The sequence below is a fragment of the Paenibacillus sp. FSL R7-0189 genome, assembly GCF_037969925.1.
Classification (GTDB): Bacteria; Bacillota; Bacilli; order Paenibacillales; family Paenibacillaceae; genus Paenibacillus_AQ; species Paenibacillus_AQ odorifer.
On the sequence record NZ_CP150223.1, the window covers coordinates 3,029,434 to 3,049,269 of the forward strand.

At 42.5% G+C, this 19,836-nt stretch carries 16 protein-coding genes; 15 read left to right on the top strand and 1 reads right to left on the bottom strand.

Annotated elements, in window-relative coordinates; genetic code table 11:
- Nucleotides 1-4: 4 nt before the first annotated feature.
- The 15 genes from rfbD to MKY63_RS13080 all read left to right on the top strand — a co-directional run bounded on the left by rfbD (nucleotide 5) and on the right by MKY63_RS13080 (nucleotide 18,323).
- The gene (gene rfbD, locus MKY63_RS13010; RefSeq protein ID WP_036678647.1) at nucleotides 5-868 is read left to right on the top strand and encodes a dTDP-4-dehydrorhamnose reductase; all 864 of its coding nucleotides are present in this window, start codon (nucleotides 5-7) and stop codon (nucleotides 866-868) included.
- 140 nt (nucleotides 869-1,008) lie between these two features.
- Nucleotides 1,009-1,935, top strand: coding sequence for a glycosyltransferase family 2 protein (locus tag MKY63_RS13015; protein ID WP_036678648.1), 927 nt, complete (start codon nucleotides 1,009-1,011; stop codon nucleotides 1,933-1,935).
- A gap of 1 nt (nucleotide 1,936) precedes the next feature.
- Nucleotides 1,937-2,386, top strand: a complete 450-nt coding sequence (locus MKY63_RS13020) for a GtrA family protein (RefSeq protein ID WP_081383742.1) — start codon at nucleotides 1,937-1,939, stop codon at nucleotides 2,384-2,386.
- 90 nt (nucleotides 2,387-2,476) lie between these two features.
- Nucleotides 2,477-3,832: a DUF6056 family protein gene (locus tag MKY63_RS13025; protein ID WP_235219414.1), complete on the top strand. Its 1,356-nt coding sequence runs from the start codon at nucleotides 2,477-2,479 to the stop codon at nucleotides 3,830-3,832.
- Between the two features lie 62 nt (nucleotides 3,833-3,894).
- Nucleotides 3,895-4,923, top strand: a complete 1,029-nt coding sequence (locus MKY63_RS13030) for a glycosyltransferase family 2 protein (RefSeq protein WP_036678654.1) — start codon at nucleotides 3,895-3,897, stop codon at nucleotides 4,921-4,923.
- Nucleotides 4,924-5,085: 162 nt separating this feature from the next.
- Complete coding sequence (locus MKY63_RS13035) at nucleotides 5,086-5,985, top strand: glycosyltransferase family 2 protein (RefSeq protein WP_051491035.1); 900 nt, start codon at nucleotides 5,086-5,088, stop codon at nucleotides 5,983-5,985.
- Nucleotides 5,982-7,388: an undecaprenyl-phosphate glucose phosphotransferase gene (locus tag MKY63_RS13040; RefSeq protein ID WP_036678658.1), complete on the top strand. Its 1,407-nt coding sequence runs from the start codon at nucleotides 5,982-5,984 to the stop codon at nucleotides 7,386-7,388. The genes MKY63_RS13035 and MKY63_RS13040 overlap by 4 nt, the downstream gene beginning before the upstream one ends.
- Nucleotides 7,389-7,496: 108 nt before the next feature.
- Nucleotides 7,497-8,363 carry a phosphatidylinositol-specific phospholipase C/glycerophosphodiester phosphodiesterase family protein gene (locus tag MKY63_RS13045; RefSeq protein WP_036678660.1) on the top strand — a complete coding sequence of 289 codons (867 nt, stop codon included), beginning with the start codon at nucleotides 7,497-7,499 and terminating at the stop codon, nucleotides 8,361-8,363.
- A 226-nt stretch (nucleotides 8,364-8,589) separates the two neighbouring features.
- Nucleotides 8,590-9,309: a heptaprenylglyceryl phosphate synthase gene (locus tag MKY63_RS13050; protein ID WP_094902717.1), complete on the top strand. Its 720-nt coding sequence runs from the start codon at nucleotides 8,590-8,592 to the stop codon at nucleotides 9,307-9,309.
- 61 nt (nucleotides 9,310-9,370) lie between these two features.
- Nucleotides 9,371-11,710 (top strand): DNA helicase PcrA, encoded by a 2,340-nt coding sequence (pcrA, locus tag MKY63_RS13055; protein WP_036678664.1) that lies wholly within the window; start codon nucleotides 9,371-9,373, stop codon nucleotides 11,708-11,710.
- Nucleotides 11,711-11,787: 77 nt separating this feature from the next.
- Nucleotides 11,788-13,800, top strand: coding sequence for an NAD-dependent DNA ligase LigA (gene ligA, locus MKY63_RS13060; RefSeq protein ID WP_036678665.1), 2,013 nt, complete (start codon nucleotides 11,788-11,790; stop codon nucleotides 13,798-13,800).
- A 180-nt stretch (nucleotides 13,801-13,980) separates the two neighbouring features.
- On the top strand, nucleotides 13,981-14,688 hold the full coding sequence (locus MKY63_RS13065) for a response regulator transcription factor (RefSeq protein ID WP_036678667.1): 708 nt from the start codon (nucleotides 13,981-13,983) through the stop codon (nucleotides 14,686-14,688).
- A gap of 19 nt (nucleotides 14,689-14,707) precedes the next feature.
- On the top strand, nucleotides 14,708-15,820 hold the full coding sequence (locus MKY63_RS13070; protein WP_036678670.1) for a HAMP domain-containing sensor histidine kinase: 1,113 nt from the start codon (nucleotides 14,708-14,710) through the stop codon (nucleotides 15,818-15,820).
- A 62-nt stretch (nucleotides 15,821-15,882) separates the two neighbouring features.
- Nucleotides 15,883-16,467 carry a HAMP domain-containing protein gene (locus MKY63_RS13075; protein WP_036678672.1) on the top strand — a complete coding sequence of 195 codons (585 nt, stop codon included), beginning with the start codon at nucleotides 15,883-15,885 and terminating at the stop codon, nucleotides 16,465-16,467.
- A gap of 53 nt (nucleotides 16,468-16,520) precedes the next feature.
- Nucleotides 16,521-18,323: a PBP1A family penicillin-binding protein gene (locus tag MKY63_RS13080; protein ID WP_235219412.1), complete on the top strand. Its 1,803-nt coding sequence runs from the start codon at nucleotides 16,521-16,523 to the stop codon at nucleotides 18,321-18,323.
- 4 nt (nucleotides 18,324-18,327) lie between these two features.
- On the opposite strand, the gene MKY63_RS13085 is transcribed toward MKY63_RS13080, so the two are convergent.
- Entirely contained in the window at nucleotides 18,328-19,584 is a 1,257-nt protein-coding gene (locus MKY63_RS13085) for an MFS transporter (RefSeq protein ID WP_076215995.1), read from the bottom strand.
- Nucleotides 19,585-19,836: the final 252 nt, after the last annotated feature.

Genomic DNA, 19,836 nt, shown 5'->3' on the forward strand with positions numbered 1-19,836 from the left:
AGCTATGAAGGTACTTGTTACAGGTGCGGCCGGACAACTGGGTCAGGACGTAGTTTTACTGCTCCAGCATCAAGGTCACGAAGTGTTGGCTTGCGATCGTCAGGAGATGGATATTACTGATCTGGATCAATGTATCCAAGTTATTGGTGGGTTTGGACCAGATGTGGTTATTCATTGCGCTGCTCATACCGCGGTAGATGCGGCAGAAAGTGACATCGATGTTGCATATTTAATAAATGCAACTGGAAGCCGGAATGTAGCTCTTGCTACTGAGAAAATTGGAGCTAAACTGGTGTATATCAGCACGGATTATGTATTTGATGGTTTAGGATCACAGCCTTACCATGAGTACGATAATACAGATCCTAAAAGCATCTATGGTAAGTCTAAGCGAGCTGGTGAAATATTAGTTCAAAGCTTGTCATCTAAATATTTTATCGTGCGGACTTCTTGGGTGTATGGTAAGCATGGGAATAACTTTGTCAAAACGATGCTAAAGCTTGGTCAGGAAAAGCCATTACTACAGGTAGTGGATGACCAAAAAGGTTCGCCAACATATACAGTCGATTTAGCTCAATTCTTGCTTGAGCTTATCCAAACTGAGAAGTATGGTGTATACCATGCGTCAAATAGTGATTCTTGTACTTGGTTTGAATTTACACAAGCGATTTTTGTAGAGGCTGAGGCTATTTTGGATTTGAGTTTTACGGCCAAACTTAACCCGTGTTCTACGGAACAATTTATACGTCCTGCACCACGCCCTCGTAATTCTGTGATGGAGCATTTGTCAATACGTACAAACGGTTTTCAGGATATACGTCACTGGCGTGAAGGTTTGAGAAGCTTTCTGCTAGAACTTAAAAAGTAATAGTGGTAACATTATCCCCGTAACGGGAAGAGAACTAGGTCTTTGAATAGCCCTTATTTAGTATTAGGTACTAAATAAGGGTTAATTAATTAATGTTAACTGCCATATTAGTATTAAATATAAAGGATGAGTTATGAATTATGGAGATTATAAGCATTTGTATCCCTTGTTATAATGAAGAGAAAAGTCTTCCTATTTTTTATAATGAAATAATACGGATTGCTAAATTAATGAACGAGGTTGAATTTGAATTTGTTTTTGTGGATGATGGGTCATCTGATAACACTTTAGATATTATTAAAGATCTTGCTAATTCAGATAATCGCGTTAGATTTATATCTTTCTCACGGAATTTTGGAAAAGAAGCAGCTTTATATGCAGGTATTAAATATTCCAAAGGCGATTATGTTGCAGTAATGGATGCGGATATGCAGGATCCACCAGCACTCCTTCCTAACATGCTTAAGTCTATTAAAGAGGAAGGATACGATTGTGCTGCTACAAGAAGAAATTCTAGAAATGGTGAACCCGTAATACGTTCTTTCTTCGCAAGAATGTTTTATAGAATCGTAAAAAAAATATCAAAGGCTGAAATTATTGATGGAGCGCGCGATTTCCGACTAATGACTCGTCAAATGGTTAATGCGGTATTATCAATGGGAGAATACAATCGCTTTTCAAAAGGTATTTTTGGTTGGGTAGGTTTTAAAACCAAATGGTTTGAATTCGAAAATATTGAAAGGGTAGCTGGTGAGACTAAGTGGTCTTTCTGGAAGCTCTTTATTTACTCGATTGAAGGAATTGTCGCATTTTCTACTGTTCCGCTTGCTCTTTCTTCATTAATAGGCTTGTTTTTTTGTTTTGCTTCTTTTGTTCTTATTTTGGTTATTATCTCTAAAACTTTATTGTGGGGTGATCCTGTAACTGGCTGGCCTTCACTAGCATCTATAGTTTTTTTTGTTGGAGGGATTCAACTTTTTTGCACTGGAATTATAGGGAATTATTTGGCGAATATTTATCTGGAAACAAAAGGGCGTCCAATATATATAGTAAAACAAGAAGGATAGCATGAAAAATATAGTTGTGGAAAAGACACAAGAGGTATGTATGAAACTAACTAATAATAAGCTCATAAGGTTCCTACTCGTTGGTGTATTTAATACAATTTTGGGCGCAATTACTATGTTCCTGTTGTATAATTATTTTGGATTTGGATACTGGAGTTCAAGTGCATTGAGCTATTTATTTGGTGGGGTTATTAGTTATTTCTTAAACAAGACCTTTACTTTTAAATATGGTAACTTCGACTACAAATCATTTTTTCAATTCTTTTTAGTAAGCTCAGTATCTTATTTAGTTGGTTTTCTTATATCTAAGCGCCTTATACTAGAAATTATAAATTTACTTTCTTTAAAGTTTTCAATAGAAACTAATGAACAACTAGCAATGTTATTCGGTATGGGGTTATATACAATTTTGAACTATTTAGGACAGCGTTTATTAGTATTTAGAAAATAATCGTAAAGGATTTGACATATGATAGATCATATAAAAAAGTTTTCCAATAAATATAATGTTACATTACTGTTTATATTTTTTTCAATTATTATGTTTATAGTGAATCTACATGTGGATAGTAATATTTCAGATGATATTGAATTTAAAAAGGCTCTAACTGAGGTGAGTTCTTTTGAATTTGTCAAAAATTACTATTTAAATTGGAATGGCAGAATTATGATTAATTATTTCCTTACAAGTATAATAGTTCTAGATCCAATTGTTTGGAAAATACTAAATACCATGATTTTTATCTTGCTATTTTTAACTATGTATAAGATTGTATTAGCCATAACTGGAGATAGAAGAGAGAAAAAGACATACTTGATAATATCTATTTGCCTGTCCATTTTTTTATTACCTGATGCAGTTTTTTGGAGTGGTAGCATTTGGGTTACTGGATCTTTTAATTATCTTTGGCCTACTGCTCTTGGTTTATTTAGTTTAATCCCTATAATTTATAATTATTTCGAGAAGGAGTATAATAATAAGTTAATAATTTTTAATTTATTGGCTGGGATATATGCTGCATACTCAGAGCAAATAGCTGCGATTGTGATTACTTTTAGCACAATTCTAATTTTACTTTCTGCTCTTAAGAAAAAGAAAATACATATACCTTCTATGCTTGTTTTAGCAGTTGTCATAATTAATGCTATTATAGGTTATACAGCACCTGGGAATGTCAAAAGATTTACCTCGGAAGCTTCATTATTCCCGGAATATGAAACGTTTTCCGTGTTTAAGAAATTATTTTATGGGTTGTTTTATAGTCTTTGGCATCTTGTTAATGAGGCTAGTTCTATAATGTTTATAATCTCATTACTCATTACAATATTGATGTTCACAAAAAATAAAAGAATAATGTATAGAATAATGTCCTTAGTACCGGTGGCATATTTCGGTATACGCATAATTTCTGCAAAAAGCAGACCAGGGAATGTTACTACGGCATTTGATCAAACTCTTGAAATGTTCATTAAAAGCAATAAAATTTCTATGTTTGATAATTTATATGATCTCCCCAAAATATTCAGTGATTATAATTCAAAATCAGTAAGTATGAATGTTTCGATATTATTGGGCTTACTAGTTTTTCTTTGTATTGCCTTGTCTATTGTGAAGTTATTTGGAAATTCTAGGATAACAATTGTGAGTGTTCTCTTTTATATGGCTGCTTTAGCCTCAAGTATTGTCATTAGTTTTTCACCAACTATTTATGCCTCAGGGCATAGAGTTTTTTATGCGACTGACATTCTCTTATTAATACTACTAGCGACTTTACTTTCTGTTTTATTAAATACTATAACAGAGTCAAAAGCTCTATTTAGAATTTGGATTTATTATGAAGCTATTTTAGTTTTTCTGGCACTGAGGCATCTCACTTTTTATATCATTCTTTATTGATAAGAACAAATTTGAAAAAAAATCTTGAATAATGTCAACATCATAAAGATCTGAGGATTATCATGCTTACCAAAACCGTTAGTGTACAACTAGTAACATATAATAGTACTGATGATATTGTAGATTGTTTAAAGGCAGTCCTTGCACAGGATTATCCACTAAAATGTATTGTGATTGTGGATAATAACTCTACAGATGATACTATAGAGAAATTAAGAGGAGCATCAAGCTTTGTCGATCCTATGGGTAAACCCCTTATGGCTATCTTCCCGGATGAGGAAATCTTAAATATTGATAAAAAATCATCTGAAATCACTGACCTACAATTGTTTGTATATCAGAACTTATGTAACACTGGTTTCGCCCATGCTCACAATAAGGCTATCGGTGTCACAGATACGGACTACGTACTTGTCCTAAATCCAGATCTGATACTAGCGAAGGATTACGTATCTAGATTAGTTACACGGCTGGAGGAAAATCCTTTAATTGGCAGCGCCACAGGTAAGCTTTTGCTAAAGGCTGATCACGGATTAGTGGATAGCACTGGTCTTCGGATGAACAAAGCACGTCGTGCGTTTGACCGTGGTGCGGGTGAGTCAGCAGAACAATGGACACAGTCGGGGACAGTATTTGGTGTATCTGGGGCAGCGGCGATGTATTCTCGGCGGATGATTGAAGACGTTAGTGTTGATGGGGAGTTTTTTGATGCAGATTTTTTTGCATATAAGGAAGATGTGGATGTGGCTTGGAGAGCCCAGCTATTTGGCTGGCAGGGGTATTATGATGCTGAGGCAATTGGGTATCATGAACGTGGGTGGAAAACGTCTGGCCGTAGTACCAAACCAATGTTCATCCGGCGAATATCTTACATTAATCGCTACAAAATGATCTACAAGAATGAATCGGCTCGAACTATGCTGAAGACAATCTTGATTTCCCTTCCCTATGAAATTGCCGCTCATGGTTATATGCTTCTGAGAGAGCCGAAGTTAATCGTAGCGTGGAAATCCTTTTTCACTCAGCTCCCAGCGTTAAAAAAGAAACGAAAATATATACAGACCATCGTAAAAGAGCGAAAGAACACGTAAATCAAACAGTATCTGGAAAAACCTCCCTGAAAGGTCACCTCCTCTCAGGGAGGTTTTATGTTATAATAATTGTCGGTAGATTACTATATTTGTCAGGAGCGTTACGCAGTGAATGTAGATGTAAGCATACTTATTGTCAATTACAACACGTGTCGCCTGACGATGGACTGTATCAGGTCGGTATATGACTCAGAAACGAACTATTCCTATGAGATTATTTTGATAGACAACAATTCCCATGATGATTCGGTAGAGATGATTGGTAGAGAGTTTCCAAGTGTCATGTTGATCGCAAATAACGACAATGTCGGTTTTGCCCGTGCAAATAATCAGGGGATGGAAGCCTCATCCGGACGGTATATGCTTTTGCTCAACTCAGATACGGTGGTACGCAGGGACACGCTGGAGACGATGATCTCCTTTATGGATGGTCGGCCCGATGTTGGGGCGTCAGGGTGTAAGATTATTTTGCCAGATGGGTCGCTGGATAAAGCGTGTAAGCGAGGATTTCCTACACCTTCAGCTTCCTTCTATTATGCTTTTGGTTTCAGTAAGTTGTTTCCGGATCGACCGAAGTTTAACGGTTACCAGTTAGGTTATCTGGACCCTGATCTTGATTACCCGATAGATTGTCTGGTGGGTGCGTTTATGCTGTTGCGGCGGGAGACGATTGATCAGGTCGGCGGATTAGATGAAGAGTTTTTTATGTACGGTGAGGATTTAGACTGGTGCTATCGTATTAAAGAGGCTGGTTGGGAGATTTATTATTATCCGAAGACCTCCATCGTCCATCTCAAAGGCGGCAGTGCCAGACATAGACCGTTCAAGATCGTCTATGAATTTCACAGGGCAATGATTTTATTTCATCGTAAGCATTATAGTAGGAAGTACAACAGTATTATAAATGGAACAGTGTATGCTGGTGTTGGTGTGAAGTTTGCTCTGTCCCTTTTGCGGAATGCCCTAATCTTTCCTAAAGCAGTTCTATCACCTGCACAGAGTCTTAGCTCTGCTATGGAAACAGGCGCTCGTAAAGATAAGAATACTGAGGTGAGATTATGATTCGGCGGAATCAGAAATTTTTGACACAGCTCTATATGGTTGCTGACTTTCTTGTCATCCAACTGTCCTTTTTAGCGGCTTGGTGGATCAAGTTCAAGAGCGGATGGATGGAATCCTATAACACGCTGCCTGTAGAGTCTTACGCTTATTGGAGTATGATTTATGGCGTAGTAGCTGTCTTAATTGGTATCCTTTTATCGCTTTATTTGCCTAAGCGTAAGAAACGTTTTGTCGATGAATTTATTAAGATTTTCCAAGTGCATATCATGAGTATTTTCATCCTGCTCGGTCTAATGTTCTTCGTGAAAGAAATTGACATCTCCCGTACATATCTGGCTATTTATATGGGGTTTAATGTTCTTTCCATTATGCTTTACCGTTATGTGCTGAAGAAGATGCTTAAATCATTGCGGGAAAAAGGATTGAACCGCCAGTTCGTACTTATCATCGGCGCAGGTACTCTTGGTAAAAGATTCTACAACAATTTGGAACAATATCCTGAGCTTGGATATGAAGCCATTGGCTTTTTAGACGATTACCATACTTGGGACGGGATTGAGGAGCAACGGTATAAACCGATTCTGGGAACGGTCGATCAGTTATCCGGAATGCTGGAGATGCTGCCTGTGGACGAGGTTATTCTTGCTTTGCCACTCGATGCACATTCTAAATATTCTTCGATTATTGCGGCCTGTGAAAAAGCAGGGGTACGCACATTGATTATTCCGGATTTCTTCGATTATTTACCAGCTCGTCCTTACTTTGATAACTTTGCAGGTATGCCAATGATTAATGTTCGTGATATTCCACTGGATATGACGGGGAATAAGATGGCAAAACGTTTGTTTGATATCGTGTTCTCTCTATTCGCGATTATTATGATATCTCCCGTGATGCTGATCGTAGCTCTCGGCGTACGTCTTACCTCACCGGGACCGATTATATTCCGGCAGGAACGGGTGGGACTTAATCGGCGTAATTTTATGATGTATAAGTTTCGTTCAATGAAGATGCAGCAGGACGGGGAAGAGGATACAGGTTGGAGTACGCGGGAAGATCCTCGTAGAACTCGATTTGGAACCTTTATCCGTAAGACAAGTCTGGATGAGCTTCCGCAATTTTTTAATGTGTTACTGGGTCATATGAGTGTAGTTGGCCCACGGCCAGAACGACCATTTTATGTAGAACAATTCCGTGATGAAATTCCGAAGTATATGGTGAAGCACCATGTGCGTCCAGGAATTACGGGCTGGGCACAGAGCAATGGGCTGCGCGGGGACACTTCAATTGAGGAACGGATTAAGCACGATATTTTCTATATCGAGAACTGGTCCTTACTGTTCGACATTCGAATTATTTTCAAAACGATTCGCAACGGCTTCGTTAACAAAAACGCATATTGAGACCTGCACTTATTTAGATTTGTGAAATTTTAATAATACCCCGTTTTGCCACTGGCAGAGCGGGGTATTAAATTTCTAATCTAAACTTTGTAAAGGAAACTCACAACTATGAATAAGAAAAAGATTATTGCAACCGTAGTAATGATTGTCGCACTAATAATGATATTTGTAATAACGTTGAACAAAGAGGAAGAGCAACCCGTGAGCGGCTTTGAAGCGCACAAAATCGTTGCACATGCCATGGGGGGAATCAACGGCTATGCGTATACCAATGCTTGGGAGGCATTTGTCGCTAACTATGAACGGGGCACTCGCGTATTTGAAGTTGATTTTTTGCTATCGAAGGATGATCAGTTGGTTGCTCGGCATGAATGGACAGGCAATATGAGCAAGCTTTTAGGTCAGTTGGAGGTTCTCCCTGCTAATAAACAGGGTGTGGCACTAGATTACGAGGAATTTATGGACAGCCCCATCCTGAATATATACTCTCCCCTTGATATTGAGAAGGTGCTTGATCTAATGCAGAATTATCCAGATGCTTATATCGTTACGGATACCAAAGAAATCCAACCGGAACTTATAGAGAAGCAATTTACATTGCTGACCGAAGCGGCGCAGCGTCGGGATCCAGCGTTGTTGGAGCGGATAGTTCCACAGATCTACAATCAGCCGATGCTTGATGAGATCAATAAGGTGTATTCTTTTCCAGAAGTGCTTTACACCCTGTACCAATCTAAGGATACGGATGAACAAGTTATTGAGTTTGTTAAAAAAACAGGTGTGGATATTACGATGCCAGTTAGCCGGGCCACCAAGAGTTTTGTCAAACAGTTAAAAAATATTGGAGCTCGTGTATACGTTCATACAGTGGATGAAGAGGATGAGATTAGAGAGCTATCTCGTATGGGTGTAGACGGATTTTATAGTGATTTTGTGCCTGAAAATGATTTGAATAACCTCAGAGGTATACGCTGAAATCTTTCTCCACTCATTACAACTAATATATCCCTGCAAAGTGCTGCTTTCCTCAGATGCGTATTCAGGTACTTTGCGGGGACCCAAAATTTATATGCGAAAAAATGTTCGTATTTTTGTTCGCTTTAAATTGACACACCTCCTGTGCTGGCATAGACTAGATCTATATCTTTTGCGGCGGCAGGAGTGTTTTGTCTTGCCCAAATGACAATTAAGGATGATTCTCATGAAATCAGTACAGCAAATGATCAAACCTTGGCGGCATGTGTTTAAGTTGGACCCGGATCGTATGATTTCTGATGAGGATTTGGAGGCTGTTTGCTTGTCCGGCACGGATGCCATATTGATAGGGGGCTCTACAGGAGTAACCTATGAGAATACAGTAGATCTCTTATCAAGAGTAAGACGTTTTGAGCTGCCCTGTGCACTCGAGGTATCCGAACTTGAAGCTGCTGTACCCGGATTTGATCTTTATATGATTCCTATGGTGCTAAATACACCCGATCCAGCTTGGATTGTAGGTCATCATCGTCGAGCTATAGAGCGTTATGGATTTATGATCCCATGGGATCAGCTGCTAACGGAAGGTTACGTCGTTTTGAACAGTGATTCTTCAGTTGCGCGGATTACAGGGGCCGAGACAACCATTAATGCTGAAGAGGCGGCTGCGTATGCCCAGGTTGCGGACAAGCTGATGTCTCTGCCAATAGTATATCTTGAATATAGCGGTAGATTTGGGGAGATGGAGACAGTACGTATCGTGCGTGAGATGGTGGAGCAAGCCCAACTATTTTATGGAGGCGGCATTACTTGTGAGGCGGAGGCCGAGCAGGCAGCAGCTCTATGTGATACAGTAGTTGTCGGCAATATTATTTATCGGGATGTAGAGCAGGCAATTCGTACGGTATTAGCTGTTAAAAAGACGGTGCAAGAGCAGTTCGAGTAGCGGCTAGCTTATGGACTACTTATGATTTGTAATTTCATTTTTGGAAAGGAGCATGTTACACATGCAACTTATTAACATACAAGACGCGGTCAGCCGATTGAATCCTCCACAAAGGCAGGCTGTCGAAACTACTGAAGGACCCCTTTTGATTATGGCTGGTGCGGGCAGTGGGAAGACGAGAGTGCTGACTCACAGAATTGCCTGGCTGATTGCTAATCGAAAGGCGCCGCCTTGGGCGATTTTGGCGATTACATTTACGAATAAAGCTGCGAGGGAAATGCAGGAACGTGTATCTAAGCTCGTTGGACCTGAGGGAAGAGATATTTGGGTATCTACCTTTCACTCCATGTGTGTTCGGATCTTGCGGAAGGATATTGAGCGGATTGGATTTACCTCCAACTTCTCGATTCTGGACTCTACAGATCAGTTATCAGTTATTCGTAATTGCATGAAGGAACTGAATATTGATACGAAAAAATTCGAACCGAAAGCTGTACAAGCCATAATTAGCGCATCTAAGAATGAGTTGATAACTCCGGCGCAGTATGAGCAAAAAGTCGGTGATTATTTCGAAGGTTTAGTTGCTAAGGTTTATAAAATGTATCAAAGACGTTTGAGAAGCAATAACTCGCTTGATTTTGATGATTTGATTATGAAGACTATCGAATTATTTAAGGAAGTTCCCGAGGTTCTGGATTTTTACCAAAAGAAATTCAAATACATCCATGTGGATGAGTATCAGGATACGAACAGAGCACAATACATGTTGTGCCGCATGCTGGCAGACAGCCACCACCGCATTTGTGTGGTAGGGGATAGTGACCAGTCGATCTATCGCTGGCGTGGTGCGGATATTACGAATATTCTTAATTTTGAAGAGGATTATCCGGAAGCGAAGACGATTCTGCTAGAACAAAATTACCGTTCAACCGCTAATATCCTGAATGCAGCCAATGGGGTAATCGCGCTTAATAGTGGCCGTAAACCGAAAAAGCTGTGGACCGATTCCGAGGAAGGCGCCAAGATTAAGGTGTACCGGGCGGATTCCGAGCATGACGAAGGATATTTTGTAACCGGAGAAATCAGCAAAAATGTGAAACAAGGTCAAGCCTACCAGAATCACGCGATTTTGTATCGGACGAATGCTCAGTCACGGGTAATAGAGGAAATTCTGATCAAATCAGATATTCCATATCAAATCGTTGGCGGGATCAAGTTCTATGATCGTAAAGAAATCAAGGATCTGCTGGCGTATCTACGTTTATTGTCTAACCCTGATGATGATATCAGCCTGACGCGTATTATTAATGTTCCTAAGCGTGGATTAGGAGATACAACGGTTGGTAAGCTGGCAGCTGCGGCTGGTGAACGTGGTGTTTCTATTTTCCGAGTACTGCAAACGGTCGATGATTTGGGCTTTGCTGGACGGACGCGGAATATGCTAGTAGAGTTCTACGATATGATTGAAGCTCTGCACCGTATGGTAGAGTTCTTGTCTGTAACCGAATTGACGGAAAAAATATTGGAGATGTCCCAGTACCGTTTGGAGCTGCAAAATGAAAATACACTCGAATCACGTTCGCGGCTAGAGAATATCGATGAGTTCTTATCGGTGACGATGGAGTTTGAAAAAAACAATGAAGACAAGTCGCTGGTCTCCTTCCTCACGGATCTTGCACTTATCGCAGATATCGATAGTGTGAACGATGATGAAGAGGATCGTAGTGATGCGGTTGTGTTAATGACGATGCACAGCGCCAAAGGTCTGGAGTTCCCGACGGTATTTATCGTCGGAATGGAAGAAGGCGTGTTCCCACACAGCCGTGCCTTTCAGGACAACGACGAGCTGGAAGAGGAACGCCGGCTTGCGTATGTAGGGATCACCCGCGCGGAGAAACAACTGTTTCTCTCTTGTGCGCGGATGCGCACGCTCTTTGGGCGGACGACGGCGAACCAACCGTCCCGCTTCTTAGAGGAGATTCCGGAGGAACTGAAGGAAGATACCGTTAAGACTCAAGACCGCTTCCAGCGCGGAGGCGCGGAGGTAGGCGGTGCTTACGGCGGACGCGGCTTCGGCAGCGGTGGCCGTGGGAACTTTGGCGGCCGAGGCGGAGCCGCCGGAGCTACACCGGCAGGCGGCGGAAGCACGGCGTCAGCGGCGGCAAGCAAGAGCAGCGTGACCGTGACCTCCGGAGGCGCACAGCGTGCTACCGGAGCAGGAGCTGCAGCAGCTGGCGATTACAAAGCGGGTGACAAGGTCTCCCACGGCAAATGGGGCACCGGCACCGTTGTATCTGTTAAAGGCAGCGGGAATGACACGGAGCTGCAGATTGCTTTTCCGGCACCAGTGGGTGTCAAACGTCTGCTTGCGGGGTTTGCGCCGATTACCAAAGTGGAATAATAGCAGACAACGATTAACGAACGGATATTTAGACCACGCTAACTTTAGGAAACTTATTGACGGAGGGATGTACCTGCATGGATGCTATGCATGTGATGGAAGAGCTTGTTGCGGAATTAAATAATTATAATTACCACTACTACACGCTGGATGCACCGCTAGTCAGCGATAAGGAATACGATGTTTTATACGACAAGCTTGTAGCACTGGAGGCTGAGAGTGGCTTCGTGCTACCAGATTCGCCTACACAACGTGTAGGTGGAGAGCTGCTTAAGGGCTTCACGCCGCATCGGCATCTGGCACCGCTTTGGAGTCTGGATAAAGCACAGAATATTGAACAGCTGCGCAGCTGGAATACCCGGGTGCTCCGGTTAGTGAATGAATACAATCTTAAGAATCCAGACAACCCTCTTCCTGATCCTTGTTATGCAGTAGAACTGAAGTTCGATGGCTTAACGCTGAATTTAACCTATCGTAATGGTGTTCTCGAACAGGCATCGACGCGTGGCAATGGTGTAGTTGGCGAAGGAATACTTGCACAGGTGAAGACCATCAAATCCGTTCCATTGACGATTCCCTTCAAGGATGGGGTCATTGAGGTTCAGGGTGAAGGGATTATGAATCTGTCTGTGCTGGCTGATTATAATACAAGGGCTGCAGAGCCGCTGAAGAATGCGCGTAATGCAGCAGCAGGTGCACTGCGTAATCTTAATCCGAAGACTACTGCGGACCGCCGTTTGAACGCTTTTTTCTATAATGTAGGCTTTGCAGAAGGTGCGGAGTTCGCTGATCATCAGGAAATGATGGATTTTCTGCGGAATAACAAATTTAAAGTGAACCCATACCTGACCTACTGTAATGATTTTGATGATGTAACTGAGCAGCTTGCTGGAATCGAGGAGAGTCGTTCGAGTCTCGATTACCTCATTGATGGGGCTGTAATTAAGGTCACGGATTTCAGAATCCGTGAGGTGCTTGGATACACTGACAAGTTCCCACGTTGGGCAGTAGCTTATAAATTTGAAGCCGAAGAAACGACGACCGTGCTGGAGTCTGTTAGCTGGAATGTAGGTCGTACAGGTAAAGTGACTCCGCTGGCTCGGGTTGAGGCTGTAGAGCTTGCTGGAGTTACCGTTCAGAACTGCACCCTGAATAATGTGGGTGATATTGAGCGCAAAAACTTGAAATTCGCCTTAGGTTCGCGGGTCTTTATTCGCCGTTCCAATGATGTTATCCCAGAAATTCTCGGCAAGGTAACAGAGGAGAATGACGGTGGAGAGATTATTTTCCCTGAGGATTGTCCAGCTTGTGGATATCCGTTAGAAATGCGCGGAGCACATCTTTTCTGTAACAATAAACTGAATTGTAGGCCGCAGATTATCAGTCGGATCACCCACTTTGCTTCGCGTGATGCGATGGATATTGAGACATTCAGTGAGAAGACGGCGGGTCAGCTCTATGATGAGCTTAATGTACATGACTCTGCGGATCTGTATGAACTGAACTTTGAGCAGCTCGTACAGCTGAACCGTTTTGGTGAGAAAAAAGCACAGAATTTGCTGCAAGCTTTAGAAGATAGCAAAGGTAGAGATCTTGCTTCATTTCTCTTTGCGTTAGGGATCCCTAACACAGGTAAAGCAACGACGAAGATGTTGGCTGATCATTTCCGCGATCTGGATGCCGTGATGCAGGCCAAAGCCGAGGAGCTCGCTGAGTTACCAGACATTGGTGGGATTGTCGCCGAGAGCATTGTCAGCTTCTTCGCAGATCCAGTTGTAGTAGCTAATGTTTCCCGCTTGCGGGCGTTGGGTGTGGAAGCGAAGGCTCCTGAGGCGCCACGTCCTGTTAGTACCGATTCCTTCTTTAGTGGCAAAACGGTCGTATTGACCGGTTCCTTGCAAAAGCTTACCCGAGATGAAGCAGCTGAACGTCTGGAAGCACTCGGAGCAAAGGTGTCCGGAAGTGTGTCCAAGAAGACAGATTTAGTTATCGCTGGTGAAAAAGCTGGCAGTAAGCTGGCTAAAGCGCAGCAGTTAGGCATTCAGGTCATTGAGGATGAAGATGAGCTAATTCGCTTGTTGGATATGTAAGTAACAAACTATATTCGATTCCAAAAGGTTCCGGGTTCCATTTCGTTTAAGTGCGAGAGGAGCAGGGGCCTTTTTTGCGTGGATACAACTAAACGTTTCTTTTTTAGAAAAAAATTCGGATGATCTGCTAATATATAGGCTATAGATATTTATTACTATATTTGAAAGGAAACCCTTCCTGTGAAGAGAGAAACGATATTGTTAGTAGATGATGAGAAGGAAATTGTAGAACTGTTAACGATTTATCTCTGTAATGAAGGCTATAGACTGCTAAAGGCTTATGATGGAATGGAAGCGCTGGAATGTCTGCAGAAAGAGGAAGTTGATCTAATTATTCTTGATGTCATGATGCCTAAAATGGACGGGTTAGCTGCATGTATGAAAATCCGTGAAGAGCGGAAAATGCCAATTATCATACTATCAGCCAAAAATACAGATATGGACAAAATCTCCGGCCTGAGCCTCGGGGCAGATGACTACGTGGGCAAGCCGTTTAATCCCTTGGAGATTGTGGCACGAGTAAAATCACAGCTGCGCCGTTATCACGGATTTAATAAGGATAGTAATACGTTGGGAAACGACAGCAAACTAAGCTTTGAGGATCTGACTATAGATACGTCTAAGCATGAGGTGTATGTAGACCAGCAGAAGATTAAACTGACTCCGCGGGAATTCTCTATTCTAGAGCTTTTGGCGAGACACCAAGGTCAAGTGCTTAGCTTGGAGCAAATTTACAATAAGGTATGGAATGAACCTTTTCTAGATGGCGGTAACACAGTGATGGTACATATTCGTAATCTCCGAGACAAAATCGAAATCGATTCGAAACGCCCACGTTACATACAAACCGTCTGGGGAGTTGGCTATAAATTGGACGGACCTTCCTGAAAGGATTAGGTGAGGCTTCTTGAATTCTAAATATATAACGACGATTCGCTGGAAGTTTATGTTCGCTTTTTTGCTGAGTGTGCTTTCAGGCGCTTTGCTGCTTATGGCAGGGTACCAACTCGTCAACTTTATGATCTATCTAAATCCGGCTTCAGAGTCGGCGCCCTATTCACGCATACTGCGCTGGATTATTAATCATATTGGTTCTATGCCACTAATGACAGCAGCGGGTATTATCAGCTTTTTATTATTCTTTTTTATCTACACTCGTAAAGTTGTGCTGTATCTGGAAGAGATCACGAAAGGGATTCGAGAAATTACAAGCTCCGGGATGTCCCATAGAATTGAAGTCAGAACCACGGATGAGCTGGGTGTGCTGGCTGAGAATATTAATGAAATGGCTGAGCGTTTGCAGCACTCCATAGAGGAGGAACGTAAAGCTGTAAATGCAAAAAATGACTTGATCACAGGTGTTTCCCATGATTTACGCACCCCGCTTACCTCTGTCTTGGGTTTTCTGGAATACATCGAACAAGATCGATGTCAGGAAGAAGCGGAAATACGGTATTACGTGGATATAGCCTACAACAAATCCCTGGTGCTGCGTAAACTGATCGATGATCTTTTTGAATACACACGTGTAAATAGTGGAGAGTACCCTTTGGTTATGCAGAGATTGGATTTGAAGGCTTTCATACGGCAGCTGGCGGAGGAGTCGGTTCCTGAACTAACAAAGGCGGATATGGTCTATGAGATCGAGGACGTTGCTGATGAGTTATGGATAGAGGCTTCGCCTAAAGAATTAGTACGTGCTTATGAAAATCTGATTACTAACGCGATCCGTTACGGCAGAAGCGGCGGAAAATTGGAGATAGGTTTCAGTAAAAAGGAAAAGGATGCTGTGGTCCGTATTAGCAACTTTGGAGACAGGATTGCGGAAAGTGATATCCCTTTTATTTTTGAACGATTCTATCGGGCAGAAAAGTCGCGTTCACAGCATACAGGTGGCTCAGGGCTTGGACTTGCGATTGCCAAAAGTATCATCGAACGCCACAATGGCGTTATTTATGTAGAAAGTACATCTCTTCGCACGGATTTTATTACCCGTTTCCCATTCTTCATAGAATCTTAAGAAAACTCTGGCGGGTTCTTAAGATTTGGAAGTTATCCTTGTGGCACAAGGAGGGAACTACCATGCCAAAACTTCGGACGGTTCGTATCAGCTATTTATATATTTTTATGGGTTGCGCTCTTTTGAGTGCTGCCTTTCTTTTTGTTGTCCAGCGGGCTGTCGCTTTGCTGTATTCTCATTATTCGGGCCAATCAGAAGCCTTTTTTGTCCGGCTTATTCATTGGGTTATTAATCATTTGGGTCAAACCCCTAGTGCCATCCTTCTATTTATTCTAGTCTTCGGTGGGCTGTATGTTCTTCGTTCACAGAAAATAGCTGATGATTTGCGCTCGCTAGTGGTGGGAACCTCGGAGCTGGCAGACAAAGGAGTCGCTCAGAACATCAAGGTTCTTTCTGGAGGAGAAATAGGTGAAATTGCTGCTAACCTCAATCGAATGCAAAGAATAGAAGTTCCAGATAGGGATGCAAGCTCAAAGCGGATAGAGGACACACCAGCAGTAGCTTTATTAATAAGGACTAGGGCGATACTTCGCACCCTCCGTGAGGTTGAAGAGGATGAGGCGGAAGTACATACACTTCTTGCAGCAGCGAATGATGAAGTGCGCAGTATGGAGCGGTTCCTGGAGAACCTGATTATCGAATCATGAGCAGATGGAATGCACGCACCCGGATATTGCGAGTAGGGTACCTATTATTTGATGTGAGTGTTATTAGTACGGTATTGGCGCTTTTGATTTTTTTTTATGTATACCAGTATGGGGGGATCGTACTTAACCGGCATGAGGATAGGCTGCAATTGCCAGAATCAAGCATCATCACAGCTTCAGATGGAACAGTTATACGAATGACTCCGCTACCGAGCTCGGGTTATAGGCTTACAGCAGAGCTTGAGGAGATGCCGGCTTTATTGATAAATACCTTTTTAACAGTAGAAGACCGCCGTTTTTATAGCCATCAAGGGGTCGATTATAAAGGGATATCACGCGCTTTCTTAAAAAATATCTTGGACATGAGTTTATCAGAAGGTGGCAGTAGTATTACTCAACAGCTTGCTCGCAATCTTTATTTGAACAGAGATAAGAATATGCTGCGCAAGTTAAATGAAACCTCTATTGCTTTTGCCTTGGAGCAGCGACTGACGAAACGTAAGATTTTGCAGCTGTACCTCAATCAGATTTATATGGGGCGGGGACAATATGGAGTAAAAGCAGCAGCGAAGCGTTACTTCGGCGTGTCTGATCTGAAAAAATTGGAGATCTGGCAAATAGCCACTCTGGCGGGAATCCCTAAAGGCCCCTCTATTTATAACCCAGTAGACAATAGTGCATTATCCAAAACGAGAAGAAATCTAGTGCTAAAGATGATGTTCAATCAGCGACTAATCACGTATGAGCAAATGCAGGAAGCTCTGAATAAACAATATCAGCCTCCAGCTGCGGTCGAAAATGGGGTTGTCGGAGTGTATTATGTGGATGCCGCCCTTAAGGAAGCGGCTCAGATCACAGGGAAATCCGTAGAGGAGCTTCGTACAGGCGGCTACACTATAGTTACAGGTTTGAACATCAAAGCACAGCAGGCACTTGAGCAGGCCGTTCTCAAAGAGGCTTCATTTCCACCTGACGGAAAAGATCAGCAGGTAGAAGCAGCTATGACCATAATGGATCATCGTACAGGAGAAGTAGTGGCGTTGATTGGTGGGCGAGATCAAAACGAGGGCAATTTGAACAGAGCTATTATTGATGCACGTCAGCCTGGTTCCAGCTTTAAGCCGATCATTGATTATGGACCTGCACTCGAGAGCGGGAAATTCAACTCGAGTAGTGTGCTGTCCGACCGTAAAGTTGCTTATGGCAGCTATAAGCCTGAGAACTTGAACGGTATATACCAAGGTCAGGTTACAATGAACACAGCTTTGCAAAAGTCCATCAATGCACCAGCTGTATGGCTATTGAAGCAGGTTGGAATCTCTTCTGCGCGGCAATTTGCCGCCAAATTAGGAATTGTACTGACGGAGGAGGACAATCATTTATCTATAGCTTTGGGGGGGCTTCATAATGGGGTTTCTCCACTAAAAATGGCCCAGGCCTACAGTGTCTTTGCTAGTGGAGGCAAATTTAATGCGGCTCATATGGTGCGCTCCATAACGGATTCAAAAGGGAAGGTCTTGTATACTCATCCCTCTGAATCACGTCAGGTAATCTCGCCGCGTACCGCAGAAGCGATGACGGCTATGTTACGCAATGTTGTTAATGAAGGAACAGGGAAAAAAGCGCAGATGAACAGACCAGTAGCGGGAAAGACCGGTACGACCCAATTGGACTTGGCTGGCGTGAGCAAGAAAGCCAATCGGGATCTTTGGTTTGTAGGCTATACTTCGGAGTGGACAGCTGCGGTATGGATGGGTTTTGATCGTACGAATCAGGATAATTATATGACTGAAGGCAGCGGGAAGGCTGCCGCTCTATTTTCTACAGTAATGAGTAAAGCCTTAAGTGATCATTGAGAAGTTATTGCGCCGCCCATTCTTCTAATTTCTCATCTCTAGGAAGCAGCAAGGCAAGAAACCCAAGCAGCGGGAGGAAGCCGCAAGCGATGAACACTTTAGCAATCCCGATATTATCAATGAGGTTGCCGAGGACTAATGAGCCGATCCCGCCGAGTCCAAAAGCAAGTCCCGTGATCAGACCTGAAACTGTGCCAATGTTGCCTGGATATAGCATTTGAGCATAAATGACGGTAACCGAGAAGCTGGACAGAAGTATGAAACCGCCAATCAGCAGCAATACAGCCGCCCATAATGGACCTACAAAGGGTAGAGCAAGCGCAAAGGGGACGGTTCCGACCATTGACAGTAAGATGAGATTACGCCGTCCAAAACGGTCAGCCAGCGGACCCCCAAAAAATGTACCCACTGCGCCAGCAGCCAAATACATAAAAATATAGATTTGGGCTTTATCCAGTGACATTTGATATTTGTCCATTAGATAGAAGGCGTAGTAGCTACCGATAGAAGCGCCATACCAAGACCTAACAAAGACTAGGAATACAAGAATAATCGTTGCTGTTCGTATGCTTTTTCGGCGGGTGGGGTCGATTGCTCGTGCTGTTGATTTTTTATGAAAGGTATAACCGGCATCTAGCATTTCTCTATACCAGCGAGCTACATAGGTCTGAACAGCGATTCCGGCAGCCGCGACGATCGTGAAGCCTAGGGCACCAATCTGGCCAAAGGGGATGAATACCCATTTCGTAAGCATTGGACCAAGGGACTGTCCAGCATTGCCGCCCACTTGAAAAATAGATTGCGACAATCCCTTTCGCTGACCTGCGGCCATATGAGCAACACGCATACCCTCTGGGTGGAAGGTGGCTGAACCGAATCCGATCAGGATAACCGAGAATAAGACCAGAAAATAGCTATTGGCATAAGCCAATAGAAGTACACCTAAAAATGTGCTGCACATACCTAGTGGTAATAATATAGGACGGGGTTTACGGTCTGCAGCATATCCAATGACGGGTTGGATTACTGATGACGTCATATTTAAAGCGAATGAGATCCATCCAATCTGGGCGAAAGAGAGCAGTAGATTATCTTTGAGAATAGGGAAGATTGCTGGAATGACTGCCTGTATAGAATCATTAAATAAATGAACAAAACTGACAGCTAACAAAATTTTATAAATCGTTGCCTGCTGCAGATTACGCTGCTCTTTGTCCTTGCTGTCTACCGTGGACGCAGCGTCTGTAGGTTTGGTCTTCATTTTGACTCCTCTCTGTACTGATAGTTAGAAGGTAAGATTGGCGAATACGATAAATTCTATTTAGCCACAAATAATGGATGAATGGTATCAATTTGTGTTGTATCGAAGTTATTTATACGAATGATTTTTTTATTTCAAAAAAAGCTTGCAAACTCAATGACAGCATGGTATATTATCTCTTGTGCTTACGACGCATCGCACATACGAAACACAAGCGATGAAAAAATAAGTTGACAAGATAGAAACAAACAT